General features: G+C 72.7%; 13 protein-coding genes. 8 read left to right on the top strand and 5 right to left on the bottom strand.

Features of this window, described 5'->3' with window-relative positions:
• Window positions 1-343: 343 nt before the first annotated feature.
• Together PYR72_RS12720 and PYR72_RS12715 are read right to left on the bottom strand one after the other, a co-directional pair.
• Window positions 344-3,202 (bottom strand): LuxR family transcriptional regulator, encoded by a 2,859-nt coding sequence (locus PYR72_RS12720; protein ID WP_275455444.1) that lies wholly within the window; start codon window positions 3,200-3,202, stop codon window positions 344-346.
• 192 nt (window positions 3,203-3,394) lie between these two features.
• Entirely contained in the window at window positions 3,395-4,294 is a 900-nt protein-coding gene (locus tag PYR72_RS12715; protein WP_275455443.1) for a LuxR family transcriptional regulator, read from the bottom strand.
• A 101-nt stretch (window positions 4,295-4,395) separates the two neighbouring features.
• Between PYR72_RS12715 and PYR72_RS12710 the strand changes: the two genes are divergently transcribed.
• A complete protein-coding gene (locus PYR72_RS12710) occupies window positions 4,396-6,075 on the top strand; it encodes an AMP-binding protein (protein WP_275455442.1) in 1,680 nt (559 codons plus the stop codon).
• Window positions 6,072-7,664, top strand: a complete 1,593-nt coding sequence (locus PYR72_RS12705; RefSeq protein ID WP_275455441.1) for an AMP-binding protein — start codon at window positions 6,072-6,074, stop codon at window positions 7,662-7,664. Before PYR72_RS12710 ends, PYR72_RS12705 begins: the two co-directional genes overlap by 4 nt.
• Window positions 7,665-7,705: 41 nt before the next feature.
• On the opposite strand, the gene PYR72_RS12700 is transcribed toward PYR72_RS12705, so the two are convergent.
• Complete coding sequence (locus tag PYR72_RS12700; RefSeq protein ID WP_275455440.1) at window positions 7,706-8,410, bottom strand: hypothetical protein; 705 nt, start codon at window positions 8,408-8,410, stop codon at window positions 7,706-7,708.
• A 282-nt stretch (window positions 8,411-8,692) separates the two neighbouring features.
• Here PYR72_RS12700 and gcl point away from each other — a divergent pair, with 282 nt between their 5' ends.
• A complete protein-coding gene (gcl, locus tag PYR72_RS12695; protein ID WP_275455439.1) occupies window positions 8,693-10,477 on the top strand; it encodes a glyoxylate carboligase in 1,785 nt (594 codons plus the stop codon).
• 1,042 nt (window positions 10,478-11,519) lie between these two features.
• Here the strand turns inward: gcl and PYR72_RS12690 are convergent.
• On the bottom strand, window positions 11,520-12,410 hold the full coding sequence (locus PYR72_RS12690) for a 2-hydroxy-3-oxopropionate reductase (RefSeq protein WP_275455438.1): 891 nt from the start codon (window positions 12,408-12,410) through the stop codon (window positions 11,520-11,522).
• Between the two features lie 83 nt (window positions 12,411-12,493).
• A complete protein-coding gene (locus PYR72_RS12685) occupies window positions 12,494-13,333 on the bottom strand; it encodes a TIM barrel protein (protein WP_275455437.1) in 840 nt (279 codons plus the stop codon).
• Between the two features lie 136 nt (window positions 13,334-13,469).
• Between PYR72_RS12685 and PYR72_RS12680 the strand changes: the two genes are divergently transcribed.
• The 5 genes from PYR72_RS12680 to pucL all read left to right on the top strand — a co-directional run bounded on the left by PYR72_RS12680 (window position 13,470) and on the right by pucL (window position 15,983).
• Window positions 13,470-13,721, top strand: a complete 252-nt coding sequence (locus tag PYR72_RS12680) for a hypothetical protein (RefSeq protein ID WP_012999707.1) — start codon at window positions 13,470-13,472, stop codon at window positions 13,719-13,721.
• A complete protein-coding gene (locus tag PYR72_RS12675; protein ID WP_275455436.1) occupies window positions 13,718-14,080 on the top strand; it encodes a helix-turn-helix domain-containing protein in 363 nt (120 codons plus the stop codon). The genes PYR72_RS12680 and PYR72_RS12675 overlap by 4 nt, the downstream gene beginning before the upstream one ends.
• A gap of 86 nt (window positions 14,081-14,166) precedes the next feature.
• Window positions 14,167-14,685, top strand: a complete 519-nt coding sequence (uraD, locus tag PYR72_RS12670; protein WP_275455435.1) for a 2-oxo-4-hydroxy-4-carboxy-5-ureidoimidazoline decarboxylase — start codon at window positions 14,167-14,169, stop codon at window positions 14,683-14,685.
• Entirely contained in the window at window positions 14,682-15,074 is a 393-nt protein-coding gene (gene uraH / locus PYR72_RS12665; protein ID WP_275455434.1) for a hydroxyisourate hydrolase, read from the top strand. The genes uraD and uraH overlap by 4 nt, the downstream gene beginning before the upstream one ends.
• 3 nt (window positions 15,075-15,077) lie before the next feature.
• Window positions 15,078-15,983 carry a factor-independent urate hydroxylase gene (gene pucL / locus PYR72_RS12660; protein ID WP_275455433.1) on the top strand — a complete coding sequence of 302 codons (906 nt, stop codon included), beginning with the start codon at window positions 15,078-15,080 and terminating at the stop codon, window positions 15,981-15,983.
• Window position 15,984 lies beyond the last annotated feature (1 nt).

The raw sequence follows: 15,984 nt of genomic DNA, 5'->3' as shown, positions 1-15,984 counted from the left end.
GGGGAGTTGCCGGTGGGGAGACGCGCGGGTGGGGGGTGGAGCACAGAGCCTGCGGTGCCGCCCCCGCTCGGGGGAGCCGAGCGGGGGCGGCGGGCCGGTCTGTGTGCCCTGGCGTGCGGCACGTCACAAAAAATAGGCGCGGGAGGGATCGCCTCCCAAGGGGGGATCCCCCTAGGGGAGTTGGGGAGGGAAAACCCTCGATGACCCGGGCCGGGGTGTGAGCCTAGGCTGGAGCCGCAAGGTCGCCGCGCGCTCGTGGTCCCGCCCGGGCGCGGCAGAGCGGGAAGGTGACGACAGGGCCCGGGTCCCGGGAGAAGGGACTCGTCATCCGGTGCCGGGGAGGTCAGTTCGTACGGTGTCCCGCCGCCAGTCGCACGATGTCCACACGCGACCGGATGCCCAGCTTCCGGTAGACGCGCGTCAGGGTCGCCTCGACCGTCTTCACGCTGATGTACAGCCGGCCGGCGATCTCCCGGTTGGTCGCGCCCTCCATGACCAACTCCGCGACCTGCCGTTCGGTCGCCGCGAGCACGGCGAGGGCGTCCAGCGCCGAAGGGGCGATCGCGGGCTGCCGCGGGGGCGCCGGGGCGACGGACGCCTCCTCCACCTGACGCAGCCAGGGCAGGGCGCGGCAGCGGCGGAACAGCCGGGACGCCTCGTCGTACGAACCGGGCCCGGAAGCCGCCGCCGCTGTCGGCCGGGCGAGACCGGGCCCCTGCGGCAGGACCCGCAGCCCCGCCAGGGCGAACGCGGCCCGCGCCTCCTCCAGGCCGTAGCCCAGCTTGGCCAGCCGGTCCTGCGCCGACGTCAACTGCCGTACGGCGGCGTCCTGTTCACCGCGTGCCGCGCGGACCAGCGCCTCGGCCCGGTCGAGTACGGCGAGCACGCTCTCCCGGCCGAGCCGCAGGGCCTGCTGCCGGGTGACGTCGATGACGTCCTGCGCCTCCGTCAACTCGCCCACCCGCACCAGCGCTTCGGCGAGGTCGCCGTGCCACCGGCCGCGCGCGGGGTCGTAGATCCCCAGCCCGTCCTCCAACTCCCGGACGCGGCGCAGGGACTGCACCGTGCCCGGCGCGTCCCCGGCCACCAGCTGGGCGTGCCCGAGGGCGCCCAGGGCACGGGAGAGGTACATCAGGTCGCCGTCCTGCTCGGCGCGGTCGGCGGCCTCGCGGGCCAGCGCCCGGGCCCGCTCCACATCACCGCCGGCGGCCTCCGCCAGCGAGGTGAGCATCGCGGACGCGCCCTCGCCGATACCGGAGTCGCGGGCCAGGACGTACCCCTCGCGGGCGAGGTCGAGCGCCCGGCCGCAGTGCCCGGAGCGCAGCTCGGTCTCGGCGAGGAAGCGCACGTAGTGCACCTCGCTCTCGACCATGCCGCGCCGGCGCACCTCGCGCAGCAGCGAGGTGATCGTGGCCCGGGCCTCGCCGAGCTGGTCGCTCATCATCAGCCAGCGGAAGCGGGTCGCACCCGCCCCGTTGTGGTGGCAGGCGAGCTGCGGGTCCTGCGGCTCCTTCAGCGCCCGCTTGATCGTCACGGGCGCGTCCGGGTGGCCCATCAGCATCTCGGTCTGCGCCTGGAAGGAGAGCGCGAGCAGTTCGGTGCGCCGGTCCTCGGCCCGCGCCGCCAGCTCCGCGGCCCGGGCGGCCTCCTCCCGGCTCTGGGCGAAGTCGCCTTCGAGGACGAGGGCGCGCCAGGCCAGCTGGTAGCGGACCAGACCGAGCAGCCGCGGGTCGTCGCCGGCGTCGGCGAGGACCTGCGGGTAGACCGCGTCGACCTCGGCGAGCGACTGCCCGGCCGCGTCGATCACCACCATCCAGGCGCGGACCCGCTCGGCGGGCTCGGTGGCCCGGCTCAGCACCTCACGGGCGATGTCCCGGCCGAGGTCGTTCTCCCCGGCGGTCAGCGCGTCCTCGGCGGCCTGCAGCCGCCGCTCGTCGGGACCCGGCGTCGCGTCCGCCGGGGTGCGCCGGGCCGCGAGGAGCCCCAGCTCGGCGGCGACCGAGGGCGCGCCCCGGTCCCGGGCCACGGCCGCGGCCTCGCCGAGCCGCGCGGCGACCAGCGGATCGGCGCCGTGGGTGGACAGTGCCAGGTGCCGGGCCCGTTCGATGGGGTCGACGGCGGCGGTGGACAGCGCCGCGTGGGCGGCCCGCCGCTCCTGGGCGGTCGCCTCGGCGTACAGCGCGGCGGACACCAGGGGGTGCGCGAACCGCACGCCCGGGCCCTCGCGCTCCGGGGCGAGCAGCCCCAGCTCGACGGCCTGGGCGGTCTCCGCCTCGGCGTTCTCCCGGCCGGCGGCGCGCAGCAGCGCCACGGTGGGCCGGGCACCGGCACTGGCCACGAGCAGGGTGCGGCGGGCCTCGGCCGAGAGCATGTCCAGCCGGTTCAGGACCAGGGTCCGCAGCGAGGTCGGCACCGGCAGCTGCTCACCGGGACGCGGCGGCGTCGGGCTGTCGGCGAGGGCGCGGCCGAGCTCCAGGGCGAAGAGCGGGTTGCCGCCGCTGGTGCGGTGGATGTCGCGCACGGCGGAGCGGGGCAGCCCGGTGTAGCCGCGGTTCTCCAGCAGCTCGGCGACGTGCGTCCGGGACAGCGGGGTGAGCCGGAGGGCGAGGGTGTCGGGCGGGGACGCGCGTAGATACCTGTCCTGCTCGTGACCGTGCGGGTCCGTCGAGGTGCGCACGGCGCACAGCATGCGCACCGGCAGCTCGCCCAGCCGCCGCGCCGCGAAGCCGAGCAGCTCGACACTGGCCGGATCCAGCCACTGGAGGTCGTCCGCGACGATCAGCACCGGGCCCTTGGCGGCCAGGGCGCGCAGGGTCGACAGCACCGCCAGCCGGAGCGCGAGCCCGTCGCGCTGGAGGGTGGACTCGCCACGGCCGGTGAGCGCGGACTCCAGCGCGGTGCGCTGCGGGGCGGGCAGCTGGTCGGACACCTCGTCCAGGACCAGCCCGAGCAGGTCGGTCAGGGCGAGGAACGGCAGATGCGACTCGGACTCGGTGGCCGAGCAGCGCAGCACCGTCCGGGCCGATTCCTCCTCGACGGCGGCCAGAGCGCGCAGGATCGTCGACTTCCCGATCCCCGCGGAGCCGTGCACGAGCACGCTGCCGCCCCGCGCCAGCTGCTCACGCGCCCCGGTGAACAGCTCCTCCCGGCCAATGACCAGGTCGGGGCGGGGTCTCCCAGGCTCCTTGAACTCCCGTCGCACGGGCCACCGCTCCCCTCGAGTGTCGTGTCCGGGCCAATATTAGGCGTCCAGTCTTTGAATTTCGGAACGTAGGCCCGGTGTGGGAAATAACAGGAAGGGTACGGCATAAGGAATTTCACATGCCCGTTACATGAAAGCCCGCCTCCGCAACGCCCTCGTCACGGGGCACTCCTCCTCCCGCGCGAGCGCCCGCTACGGCAGCAGCCCCGCCCGGCGGGCCGCCACCACCGCCTCCAGACGGGTGTGCGCCGCCAGCTTGCGCATGGCCGACCGCAGATACGCCTTCACGGTCTCCGGACGCAGTCCCAGCCGCTCCGCCGCGACCGCGTTCGTCGCCCCCATCGCCACACAGGCCAGCACATCCACCTCACGCGCGGTGAGCACGACCGGCTCGCCGCTGTCCCGGACGGACGCGGCCGGACCGGGCGCGTCCTCCCCGGAGGCGGACGCGCCCGCCAGCCGCCCGCACACCCGCAGCAGCTCGGCCCGCAGCGCCGGATCGTCGATGCGCGGGGCCAGCGCGCGCAGCGCCCCGTGCGCCTCACGGACCTCCTCCCACGCCCCGGCCGAGTTCCCGTGCGCGGTGCCCGCCCGGGCCGTGGCCAGCAGGTTCCGTGCCTCGTCCCGCACCACCAGCGCCTGCTCCAGGTCCCGTGCCGCCTCCAGCGCGGCCCCCACTGTGCGGTCGCCCAGCGGCTGGGCCGCACGCAGCGCGCCGTACAGCACCCCGCGCACCTGACGGCGCACGACGACGGGTACCGCGAGGACCGAGCGGATGCCCTCGGCGGCGACCGCGGCGTCGTACTCGTGGCTGATCTGCCGTGACAGCGAGTAGTCGGTCACCCAGCAGGGGCGGGCCAGTGCCACCGTCTTGCCGCCGAGGCCGTTGCCGGAGTGCACGGCCAGGCCCTGGAGCGCCGTCGTGCGGTTGCCCTGGAGTTCGCTGATGCGCAGTTGCCCGGGGCCGGGCTCGACCAGCCCGGCGAAGGCGAGCGGCAGGCCGGTGGCCCGCCGCAGCGTGCGCAGCGCGCCCCGCAGGTCCGCCCCTCCCGACCGTGCCGTCCCGACGGAGTCCGAGGGTTCCGATGCCACGAACGCACCCCTTCCGCGCGGCGCACCCCCGTTCGGGGGTGGTGAGACGTGTATCACGCATTACACGATGTCAGGCAACGGTCCGGCAATGAGGAGGACACATGTCGGCGAGGACGAGCGCCACGGACGAGTTCCGGGCGGCCCGGGACTTCCTGCTGGCCCATCGTGAGGACTACGCCACGGCCTACCGGGGTTTCACCTGGCCGCGCCCGGAGTACTTCAACTGGGCGCTCGACTGGTTCGACGTGATCGCACGAGGGAACGACCGCACCGCGCTGCACATCGTCGAGGAGGACGGCACCGAGACCGTCGTCTCCTTCGCCGAGATGTCCGAGCGCTCGTCCAAGGTCGCCAACCGGCTGCGGGACCGGGGGGTGCGCGCCGACGACCGCATCCTCGTGATGCTCGGCAACCAGGCGGAGCTGTGGGAGACGGCCCTCGCCGCGATGAAGCTGCGGGCCGTCGTCATCCCCGCCACCCCGCTGCTCGGCCCCGCCGACCTGCGCGACCGGGTGGAACGCGGCCGGGTGAAGCATGTGATCGTACGGGCCGAGGACGCCCCCAAGTTCGAGGACGTGCCCGGCCGTTACTCCCGGACGACCGTCGGCGGCACCGTGGACGGCTGGCGGCCGTACGAGGAGGCGTACGCGGCCCCCGCCCGCTTCGAGCCGAACGGGCCGACCAACGCCACCGACCCGCTGATGTTGTACTTCACCTCCGGCACCACCGCCCGGCCCAAACTGGTCGAGCACACCCATGTGTCCTACCCCGTGGGCCACTTGGCGACCATGTACTGGATCGGTCTGCGGCCGGGCGACGTGCACCTCAACATCTCCTCGCCCGGCTGGGCCAAGCACGCCTGGTCCAACCTCTTCGCGCCCTGGAACGCGGAGGCGACGGTGTTCATCCACAACTACACCCGCTTCGACGCGGGACGGCTGCTGTCGGAGATGGACCGCGCGGGGGTCACCACGTTCTGCGCCCCGCCGACCGTGTGGCGGATGCTCATCCAGGCCGACCTCGCTCAGCTGAAGACCCCGCCCCGCGAGGTCGTCGCCGCCGGCGAACCCCTCAACCCCGAGGTCATCGAACAGGTACGCCGCGCCTGGGGCGTGGACATCCGGGACGGCTTCGGCCAGACCGAGACCGCCGTACAGGTCTCCAACAGCCCCGGCCAGCCGCTGAAGACCGGCTCGATGGGCCGGCCCGGCCCCGGCTTCAAGGTGGTCCTCCTCGACCCCGTCTCGGGCGCCCCCGGCGCCGACGAGGGAGAGATCGCCCTCGACCTCTCCAACCGCCCGGTCGGCCTGATGACCGGCTACCACGGAGACCCGGACCGTACGGCCGAGGCGATGGCCGGCGGTTTCTACCGCACCGGCGACATCGGCGCGCGCGACGCGGACGGCTACATCACCTACGTGGGACGCGCCGACGACGTGTTCAAGGCGAGCGACTACAAGATCAGCCCCTTCGAGCTGGAGAGCGCCCTCCTGGAGCACGAAGCCGTCGCCGAGGCGGCGGTCGTGCCCGCGCCGGACGAGGTGCGCCTCGCCGTGCCGAAGGCGTACATCGTGCTGGCGGCCGGCTGGGAGCCGGGCCCGGACACCGCGAAGGTCCTGTTCGAGCACTCCCGGACCGTCCTCGCCCCCTACAAGCGGCTGCGCCGCCTGGAGTTCGGCGAACTGCCGAAGACCGTGTCGGGCAAGATCCGCCGTATCGCGCTGCGCGAGGCCACCGCGGCGGGCTCGGACGCGGAGTACCGCGAGGAGGACTTCCGGTGAGCGGCGAGCCGTCGTACACGCACGGGACGAGCGCGACCGCCCTGCTCGGCGACACCATCGGCGCCCACCTCGACCGGGCCGTCGCCGCCTGGCCGGACCGTGAGGTCCTCGTCGACGTGCCGTCCGGCCGCCGCTGGACCTACGCCCGCTTCGCCGCCGACGTCGACGCGCTGGCGTACGGGCTGCTCGCGAGCGGTGTGGACAAGGGCGACCGGGTCGGCATCTGGGCCGTCAACTGTCCGGAGTGGGTGCTCGTCCAGTACGCCACCGCCCGCATCGGCGCGATCATGGTCAACATCAACCCGGCCTACCGCACCCACGAGGTCGAGTACGTCCTCGACCAGGCGGGCGTCGGCCTGCTGTTCGCCTCGCCGAGTCACAAGGGGTCCGACTACCGGGCGATGGTCGAGCAGGTGCGGGTCCGGTGCCCGCGGTTGAGGGAGACCGTCTTCATCGGCGACCCCGGCTGGGACGCGCTGATCGCCCGTGGGACACCGGTGCCGTATCCGGAGCTGTCCTGCGACGACCCGATCAACATCCAGTACACCTCGGGCACCACGGGCTTCCCCAAGGGAGCCACCCTCTCCCACCACAACATCCTCAACAACGGGTACTTCGTGGGGGAGTCGCTCGCCTACACCGAGCAGGACCGGATCTGCGTGCCCGTGCCGTTCTACCACTGCTTCGGCATGGTCATGGGCAACCTCGCGGCGACCTCGCACGGCGCCTGCGTCGTCGTCCCGGCCCCCTCCTTCGACCCGAGGGCCACCCTGGAGGCCGTCCGAAAGGAGCGCTGCACCTCCCTGTACGGCGTCCCGACCATGTTCATCGCGGAGCTGAACCTCCCCGACTTCGCCTCGTACGACCTCTCGTCCCTGCGCACCGGCATCATGGCGGGCTCGCCGTGCCCCGTGGAGGTGATGAAGCGGGTCGTCACCGAGATGCACATGGGGGAGGTCGCCATCTGCTACGGCATGACCGAGACCTCGCCCGTGTCCACCCAGACCCGGCGCGACGACGACGTGGAACACCGCACCGCCACCGTCGGCCGCGTCCTGCCGCACATCGAGGTGAAGGTCGTCGACCCGGTGACCGGTGTGACGCAACCACGCGGCACGGCAGGCGAGTTGTGCACGCGCGGCTACAGCGTGATGCTCGGCTACTGGAACGAGCCGGAGAAGACCGCCGAGGCCGTCGACGCCGGCCGGTGGATGCACACCGGCGACCTGGCGACCATGCGCGAGGACGGCTACGTCGAGATCGTGGGCCGGATCAAGGACATGATCATCCGGGGCGGCGAGAACATCTACCCGCGCGAGATCGAGGAGTTCCTGTACGGCCACCCGAAGATCGCCGACGTCCAGGTGGTGGGCGTGCCGCACGAGCGGTACGGCGAGGAGGTCCTGGCCTGCGTCGTCCCGCGCGAGGGCACCGAACCGCTCACCCTGGAGGAGCTGCGGACCTACTGCGAGGGGCGGTTGGCGCACTACAAGATCCCGAGCGCGCTGCGCGTCCTGGACTCCTTCCCGATGACGGTGTCGGGGAAGGTGCGGAAGATCGAGCTGCGGGAGCGGTACGCCCCCGGGTAGCCGCCGCGCGCCCCCGGGCCCCCGCGTACCGGGCGCCCCTCTCAGGCCCCCGCGCCCTGGGCGACCAGCTCCGTCGCCGCTCCGTTCACCGGCTGCGGGGTGCCCGTGAGGTCCAGCACGAACAGGCAGACGCCCAGGCCGTCGGCGCGGTCGCGGGCGTCGGCGGTGTACCCGGCGAGGGAGAAGTAGGCGCAGCCGGCGGACTCCGTCATGGCGGTCAGCCACAGGCACTCGACGTCCCGCGCGCAGGCCGGGCGGACCGACGGGTCCACCTGGGCCAGCACACCCCGCGCGGCCAGACCGATGCCGGACGGCTGGCGCTGGTCGGCGCGGCGGACGTCCCGGTAGCCCAGCCAGCGCAGATAGAGGGCGACGGCGGTGACCGCGTCGCGGGCCGTGCGGATGGTCAGGGGCCGGAAGACCGCCCGGGGCCCGGCGGGCGCTCCGGCGGGGCCGGGGGCGGAGCCGGGCCTCCGCGCCGCCGGGGTGCCGGCCACGGGCACCCGCAGCACGGTCCCGCAGGCGCAGCCCAGCTCCGGGTGGGGCCACTGGCCGGTGCGTCCGCAGCCTCCGCAGCGGACGCTGATCCAGTCCTCGTCCCAGGTGCGGTGGGTGACGGAGGTGGCGCCGGCGCGGCGGTTCAGGGGCGGGGCGACCGGTGTGCCGCACGCACAGGGATACGCCGGGGCGGCGTACGGGTGCTCCCGCCCGCAGTCCGGGCACCGCACCACGATGCTCTCGTCCATGCTCTTCACCCCACCACCGAGCGGCCTCGAAAACGCCTTCCCATCATCCTCCGGCCGGGGCCGCCGCGGCAGGCGAACACCCCGAGACGCCGCACCGGATCCCCGGCGCCCGCGCCCTTGACGCTCCCTGCCACCCCTCCTACTCTGATTCCAGATAGCAGAAAAAACTTTCCGCATCATGGAAATCAATCAAGATGCGGAAACGTCAACCGACGGGATGACGGAAGTGCTCACCGCGGGGCGCGACGGGAGTGACTCCGGCAGCTGAAGCAGGAGTACGCAATGGCTCGTATGACCGCTGCCCGCGCGGCAGTCGAGATCCTCAAGCGCGAGGGTGTCCGTGACGCGTTCGGTGTCCCCGGCGCGGCGATCAACCCCTTCTACGCGGCCCTGAAGGCCGCCGGAGGCATCCAGCACACCCTGGCCCGGCATGTCGAGGGCGCCTCGCACATGGCCGAGGGATACACCCGCGCCCGCCCCGGCAACATCGGCGTGTGCGTCGGCACGTCCGGACCCGCGGGCACGGACATGATCACCGGGCTCTACTCGGCCATCGGCGACTCCGTCCCGATCCTCTGCGTCACGGGCCAGGCACCCACGGCCGTGATCCACAAGGAGGACTTCCAGGCGGTCGACATCGCCTCCATCGCCAGGCCGGTCACCAAGATGGCCGTGACCGTGCTGGAGGCCGCGCAGGTCCCCGGGGTCTTCCAGCAGGCGTTCCACCTCATGCGCTCGGGGCGGCCGGGGCCGGTCCTCGTCGACCTCCCCGTCGACGTCCAGCTGACCGAGATCGAGTTCGATCCCGACACCTACGCGCCGCTCCCGGTCTACAAGCCGGCCGCCACCCGCGCCCAGATCGAGAAGGCGATCGGGCTGCTGAACGCCTCGCGGCGACCGCTGATCGTGGCGGGCGGCGGTGTCATCAACGCCGACGCCGCCGGACTGCTGGTGGAGTTCGCCGAGCTGACGGGTGTTCCGGTCGTGCCCACCCTGATGGGCTGGGGCGTCCTGCCCGACGACCACGAGCTGAACGCCGGCATGGTCGGTCTGCAGACCTCGCACCGCTACGGCAACGCGACCTTCCTGGAGTCCGACTTCGTCCTCGGCATCGGCAACCGCTGGGCCAACCGGCACACCGGGAAGCTGGACGTCTACACGGCCGGACGGACGTTCGTCCACGTCGACATCGAGCCCACCCAGATCGGCCGGATCTTCGCCCCCGACTACGGCATCGCCTCCGACGCCGGGGCCGCGCTGGACCTGTTCGTCACGGTGGCACGGGAGTTGCGGGAGGCCGGCCGGCTGCCGGACCGCTCCGCGTGGGCGGCGTCCGCGCAGGACCGCAGGGCCCGCCTGCAGCGCCGTACGCACTTCGACGACATCCCCATCAAGCCGCAGCGCGTCTACGAGGAGATGAACAGGGCCTTCGGTCCCGAGACCCGGTACGTCTCCACGATCGGGCTCTCCCAGATCGCCGGCGCCCAGATGCTGCACGTCTACCGCCCGCGGCACTGGATCAACTGCGGCCAGGCGGGACCGCTCGGCTGGACGGTCCCGGCCGCGCTGGGCGTCGCGAAGGCCGATCCGGAGGCGCCCGTCGTCGCCCTCTCCGGCGACTACGACTTCCAGTTCATGATCGAGGAGCTGGCGGTCGGGGCGCAGCACCGCATCCCGTACGTGCACGTGCTCGTCAACAACTCCTATCTGGGCCTCATCCGCCAGGCCCAGCGCGCCTTCGACATCGACTTCCAGGTCAACCTGGAGTTCGAGAACGTCAACTCGCCCGAGCTGGGCGTCTACGGCGTCGACCACGTCAAGGTCGCCGAGGGCCTCGGCTGCAAGGCGATCCGGGTGACCGACCCGGCCGACCTGGGCGCCGCCCTCGAACAGGCGAAGAAGCTCGCGGCGGAGTACCGGGTGCCGGTCGTCGTCGAGGCGATCCTGGAGCGCGTCACCAACATCTCGATGTCCACGACGAACGACATCGGCGACGTGGTGGAGTTCGAGGAGACGGCGACGGAGCCGGGCCACGCGCCCACGTCGATCAGGCCGCTGCGGGTCTGAGATTCCGCGGGGGCGTCGGGTGCGGCTCGTCCGGGGGGCGGGCCGCACACGTCCGGGGGAGTGGGACTGCGGACGGGGAGCGGGACGACGGACGGGGGGAGGCCCTGCGGAGGCACGGCCTCGCAGGACGCGAGTCGCTGTACCGTGCCGCCGCAGGGCCTCCCCCCGCCGCCCCCGGGTCTCCCCCGATCCCGGGCCCCCGTCTCCCCCGTCTCCCCCGATCCCCCGTGGTTCCCCCGTGCCTCCGCGTTCCCCCGTGGAGGCTTCCCCCGTCGAGGCCCGCCGCCCCCGTGCCGGCGGGCCTCATGTGTCGAGAATGTGCCCTGCATCACCGGTAGTTGAAGCCCCCACGCACGGGTTCAGAGGTTGATTTGAGGGTTCCGTAGACGGCCTACGCACGCTTGCGTAGGCAGGCGTCCTCCGGTGGTGGCCGGTGATCGGGTTGTTCGCGTCGGACCACCCAGGGCGGCAGCGGACGAGGACCGGACCGCGGGGTGCGGTCCGGTCCTGGTCGGGTCCCACCGGCCCGGAGCGGCGGTACGCGCCGGAACGCGGATGTTCTCGGGGGAGGGACGGACCGCGGCGGGGTGCGTCGGCGTCGGTTCCGCGTCCCTCACGTCGAGACGCGGGCCGGAGCCTTCGCCACCGCACTGGCGCGCACGCCGCCGCGGTCCGTGCCGTGCCCGCGGGCGTCCGGCCGGCACCCCTCATCCGGGGCGGTCGGAAACGGTCGCGGGCGGTGCGTCCGGTGGCTGATGGGTGATCATCAGGGACCGGACGCCGTCGGGAAATGCATGAAGTCGATCGCCGGAGGAGGCTGTTCCCGCAGTCCGGGAGCACCTCCCCGGCGTCGGCCAGACCCTCACCCGCCGTCAGGAGGCGTATCGGTGTCGAGACGCGCCGCCGACGCGGCCAGGGAAGTCGGCGTATCCGGAATGGTGGTTCCGGGTGCGCCGGAACGGTGGTTCCGGCCCGCGGCGGTGCCTGGGCGCGACAGGACAGATGTCGGCGCCGCCGCGGACCGGAAGTCGGGGAGTGTGCCTCAGACCCGGGCGCCGGAGAGGCGCTCCACGGCCCGCAGCAGGGCCGAGTGGTCGAGGCCGCCGTCGCCCTGGGCCCGCAGCGAGGCGACCAGCTGGGCCACCACGGCGCCGGCCGGCAGGGCGGCGCCGACGGTCCGGGCGGCGTCGGTGACGATGCCCATGTCCTTGTGGTGCAGGTCGATGCGGAACCCCGGCCTGAAGTCCCGGTTCAGGAAGTTGTCCTTCTTGCGGGTCAGCACGGTCGACCCCGCGAGCCCGCCGTTGAGGACGTCGAGCGCGGCCGCCAGGTCCACGCCCGACTTCTCCAGGAAGACCACGGCCTCGGCGCACGCCTGGATGTTCACGGCGACGATCAGCTGGTTGGCGGCCTTCACGGTCTGTCCGGCGCCGTGCGGACCGCACAGCACGATGGTCCGGCCGAGCGCCTCGAAGAGCGGCTCGGCCTCGGTGAAGTCGGCGCGTTCGCCGCCGACCATGATGGACAGCACGGCCTCGACCGCGCCCGCCTCACCGCCGGACACCGGGGCGTCCAGCACCCGGATGCCCTTCTCCTGCGCGGCCGCGGCCAGTTCGACGGAGGTCCGCGGGGTGATGGAGGACATGTCGATCAGCAGGGTGCCGGGCCGGGCGTTCTCCAGGATGCCGTCGGGGCCGTACGCGACGGCCTCGACCTGGGGGGAGGCGGGCACCATCGTGATGACGACGTCGGCGTCCCGCACGGCCTCGGCGACGGAGGCCGCCGCGGTCCCGCCGGCGGCGGCCAGCCGGTCGAGCTTGTCCTGCTCCAGGGTGTGGCCCGTGACGTCGTAACCCGCCTTGATCAGGTTCTCCGCCATGGGGGACCCCATGATGCCGAGACCTATCCACGCGACCTTGGGACGATTGCTCATGGTGAGGGTGCCTCTCTGACTGCTCTGCTGCGTCTACGGGGACGGGGCCGCCGGCCGCGCGGCGGGCCCGCGACGGCGGGGGCTCAGCGGGCCGCCCGGGCCTCGCGGGGGAGCCACTCGAAGGCCCCGGCGCTGGGCAGGTCGCCCGGCTTGTACTCCAGGCCGACCAGCCCCTCGTAACCGGCCTTGGCCAGCTGGTCGAGGAGGTCCTCCAGCGGGAGGCCGCCGGTGCCGGGGGTGCCCCGCCCGGGGTTGTCGGCGATCTGCACGTGACCGGTCCTGGCGGCGTGCTCGGCGATCACCCGCGGCAGGTCCTCGCCGTTCATGGACAGGTGGTAGAGGTCCATCAGGAAGCGCGCGTTGCCGAGCCCCGACGCCTCGTCGACCCGGTCGGCCACCTCGACGGCCGCCGGGGCCGACACCAGGGGATAGCGCGGCGACTCCACCCGGTTCAGGGCCTCGATCAGCAGGATCGCCCCGATCCGGTCGGCCGCGCGGGCCGCCGCCACCAGGTTGTCCAGGGCCAGCGCGTCCTGCTCGGCCGGGTCCACGCCGTCGACGCGGTTGCCGTACAGGGCGTTGAGCGCCGTGCAGCCCACCGACTCGGCGAAGGCCGCGGCGACCTCGATGTTGGCGCGGAAGCGTTCCGCCTCCTCGCCCGGGATCGACAGGGCGCCCCGGTCCGGACCCGGCAGCACGCCGGAGTAGAAGTTCAGCCCGGTGAGCCGCACGCCCGCGCCCTCCAACGCGCCTCGCAGCGCGTCGAGTTCGGACCGTGCGGGGGTGGGGGAGTCGACCCAGGGCCACCACAGCTCGACCGCGGTGAAGCCGGCCGCGGCGGCGGCCGCGGGGCGCTCCAGGAGCGGGAGTTCGGTGAAGAGGATCGACAGGTTGACGGTGTAGCGCTGCTCCGCGAATCCCATGGGCCTCGGGCGCCCCCTTCCGTGCTGATTTCCATATAGTGGAAGTTGGTTTCTGCTTAATGGAAGATTGCCGCCGGTCGTCGGGGCTTGTCAAGAGGGCTCGGTGGAAAACGGCGCCGCGCGTTAGGTTGGGCCCGTGCGATTGAGAGTGGAGTTCACGACCGAGCCCTTCGACCTGGACGAGGCCCCGGCGCACGCGCTCGTGGCCCGTGAGGTCGTCGAGGCGGCCGCCCTCGACGCGGTCGACGTCGGCCCGTTCGGCAACACCGCGGAAGGCGGTGCCGACGCGGTGCTCGGTGCCGTGGACGCCCTGCTGCGCCGGACCCTGGAGTCCGGCGCCACCCGGATCTCGCTGCAGATCAACGTGCTCGGGGAGGGCGGCGAGTGACCGGCGCCGGTGACGAACCCTTCGTCGCGGCCGTCAAGCCGCTGGTCGACGCCATGGGCGGGCTCCTGCTGCCGCCGGACGAGGCCGGCCCCGACGACGTCGTCCTGTCCTGGGAGGGCGCCGACGTCGTCGCCGTACGGCTGCCGCAGCTCGCCGAGTCCCTGGACCACATCCTCGCCGCGCTGGAGCGCCGGCAGGGCCGGCCGCTGGCCGACCTCGACCGCAGGGCCAAGCAGGAGGTCGTACGGATGCTGGAGGCGCGCGGCGCCTTCTCCGTGCGCCACGGCGTGGAGACCGTGGCGAGCGCGCTCGGCGTCAGCCGCTTCACCGTCTACAACTACCTGAACCGGGACAAGTAGGGGAAAGGGGGGCCGCGAGGGCCCCGGCGTCCCGAATTTTCAACAAACTGTTGACGTGATGTCGTGCGGGAGCGTTAGCTGATCGCATGACGCCGACATCCGTGCCCCCGGGCCTGGCCCGGTTCAACGCGCTGGAGGAGCCCGCCGCGCACGCCGTGCTCCACGAGGCGTGCGCCTCCACGGCCTGGGTGAAGCGGCTGCTGGCCGCCCGGCCGTACGCCACCGCCGAGGACCTCTACGCCACCAACGACACCGCCATGGCCGCGCTGACCGCCGACGACCTCGCCGAGGCCATGGCCGGGCACCCGCCGATCGGCCGCCCCACGCCCGGCGACGCGACCTCCGCCCGGGAGCAGTCCGGGATGGCCTCGGCCGACGACGCGCTCAGGGCCGAGATGCTCGAACTGAACCTGGCGTACCAGGAGAGGTTCGGGCATGTCTTCCTGATCTGCGCGACCGGCCGCAGTGCCGAGCACATGCGCGACGCGGTCAAGGAGCGGATCGGCAACGCGCCGGAGCGGGAACGCGAGATCGTCCGCGTCGAGCTGGGGAAGATCAACCGTATCCGGCTCGCCCGCGTCGTCGAAGAGGACCGATCGTCATGAGTACGCGCACCACCGCCTCCGTGTCCACGCACATCCTGGACACCAGCGTGGGCCGCCCCGCCGAGGGGGTCGCCCTCAGGATCTCCGCCCGCTTGGGCCGGGGCGCCGCATGGCAGGAGCTCGGCGGCTCCGCGACCGACCAGGACGGGCGGTGCAAGGACCTGCCGGCGCCGCCGGAGGGGACCAGCCATGTACGGCTCGACTTCGAGGTCGAACCGTACTTCCTGAAGAAGCAAGCCGATGCGCAGCAGGACGCCCCCGCGAACCGGGACAGCGGTGCCGTGTTCTTCCCCGAGGTGGCCATCACCTTCGCCGTGACGCCCGGGGAGCACTACCACGTACCGCTGCTGCTCAACCCGTTCGGCTACTCCGTATACCGAGGGAGCTAGCGCATGCCCACCATCCTGGGACAGAACCAGTACGGCAAGGCCGAGAACCGGGTCGTCACGATCACGCGGGACGGTGCCACCCACCACATCAAGGACCTGAACGTGTCCGTGTCGCTCTCCGGCGACATGACCGAGGTCCATCTGTCGGGATCGAACGCGAACGTCCTGCCGACCGACACCACCAAGAACACGGTGTACGCCTTCGCCAAGGAGCACGGCATCGAGTCCGCCGAGCAGTTCGGCATCCACCTGGCCCGGCACTTCGTGACCTCCCAGCCGGCCATCCACCGGGCCCGCATACGTGTCGAGGAGTACGCCTGGGAGCGCATCGAGCACGGCGGCGAGGGCGCGCACTCCTTCGTCCGCAGGGGACAGGAGACCCGGCTCGCGCAGATCACCTACGACGGCTCGTCGTGGGAGGTCGTCTCCGGCCTCAAGGACCTCACCGTCATGAACTCGACCGACTCCGAGTTCTGGGGCTACGTCAAGGACGCCTACACGACCCTGCCCGAGGCGCACGACCGCATCCTCGCCACCGAGGTCTCCGGCCGCTGGCGCTTCAACTGGACCGACGACGCCCGGGAGATGCCCGACTGGGACACCTCGTACGAGCAGACGAAGCAGCACCTGCTCCGGGCCTTCGCCGAGACCTACTCGCTCTCGCTCCAGCAGACCCTGTACCAGATGGGCTCGCGGATCATCGAGCACCGCGACGAGATCGACGAGGTCCGCTTCTCGCTGCCCAACAAGCACCACTTCCTGGTGGACCTGAAGCCCTTCGGCCTCGAGAACGCCACCGAGGACGGCGCCGTGTACGTCGCCGCCGACCGGCCCTACGGCCTGATCGAGGCGACCGTCCTGCGGGACGGGCGCGAGGCGCGGATCCCCGCGGACCTGACCAACCTCTGAG

Source organism: Streptomyces sp. VNUA24, assembly GCF_029167005.1.
GTDB lineage: Bacteria > Actinomycetota > Actinomycetes > Streptomycetales > Streptomycetaceae > Streptomyces > Streptomyces scabiei.
The sequence above is the reverse complement of the archived record's forward strand: the minus strand, read 5'-3'. Positions and strand labels throughout refer to the sequence as shown.

Bases quoted from the DNA above. Each gene is read 5' to 3' on its own strand.
- gcl (WP_275455439.1), top strand. From the start codon at position 8,693: ATGGCTCGTATGACCGCTGCCCGCGCGGCAGTCGAGATCCTCAAGCGC.
- pucL (WP_275455433.1), top strand. From the start codon at position 15,078: ATGCCCACCATCCTGGGACAGAACCAGTACGGCAAGGCCGAGAACCGG.
- PYR72_RS12710 (WP_275455442.1), top strand. From the start codon at position 4,396: ATGTCGGCGAGGACGAGCGCCACGGACGAGTTCCGGGCGGCCCGGGAC.
- uraD (WP_275455435.1), top strand. From the start codon at position 14,167: ATGACGCCGACATCCGTGCCCCCGGGCCTGGCCCGGTTCAACGCGCTG.
- PYR72_RS12690 (WP_275455438.1), bottom strand. From the start codon at position 12,410: ATGAGCAATCGTCCCAAGGTCGCGTGGATAGGTCTCGGCATCATGGGG.
- PYR72_RS12685 (WP_275455437.1), bottom strand. From the start codon at position 13,333: ATGGGATTCGCGGAGCAGCGCTACACCGTCAACCTGTCGATCCTCTTC.
- PYR72_RS12700 (WP_275455440.1), bottom strand. From the start codon at position 8,410: ATGGACGAGAGCATCGTGGTGCGGTGCCCGGACTGCGGGCGGGAGCAC.
- uraH (WP_275455434.1), top strand. From the start codon at position 14,682: ATGAGTACGCGCACCACCGCCTCCGTGTCCACGCACATCCTGGACACC.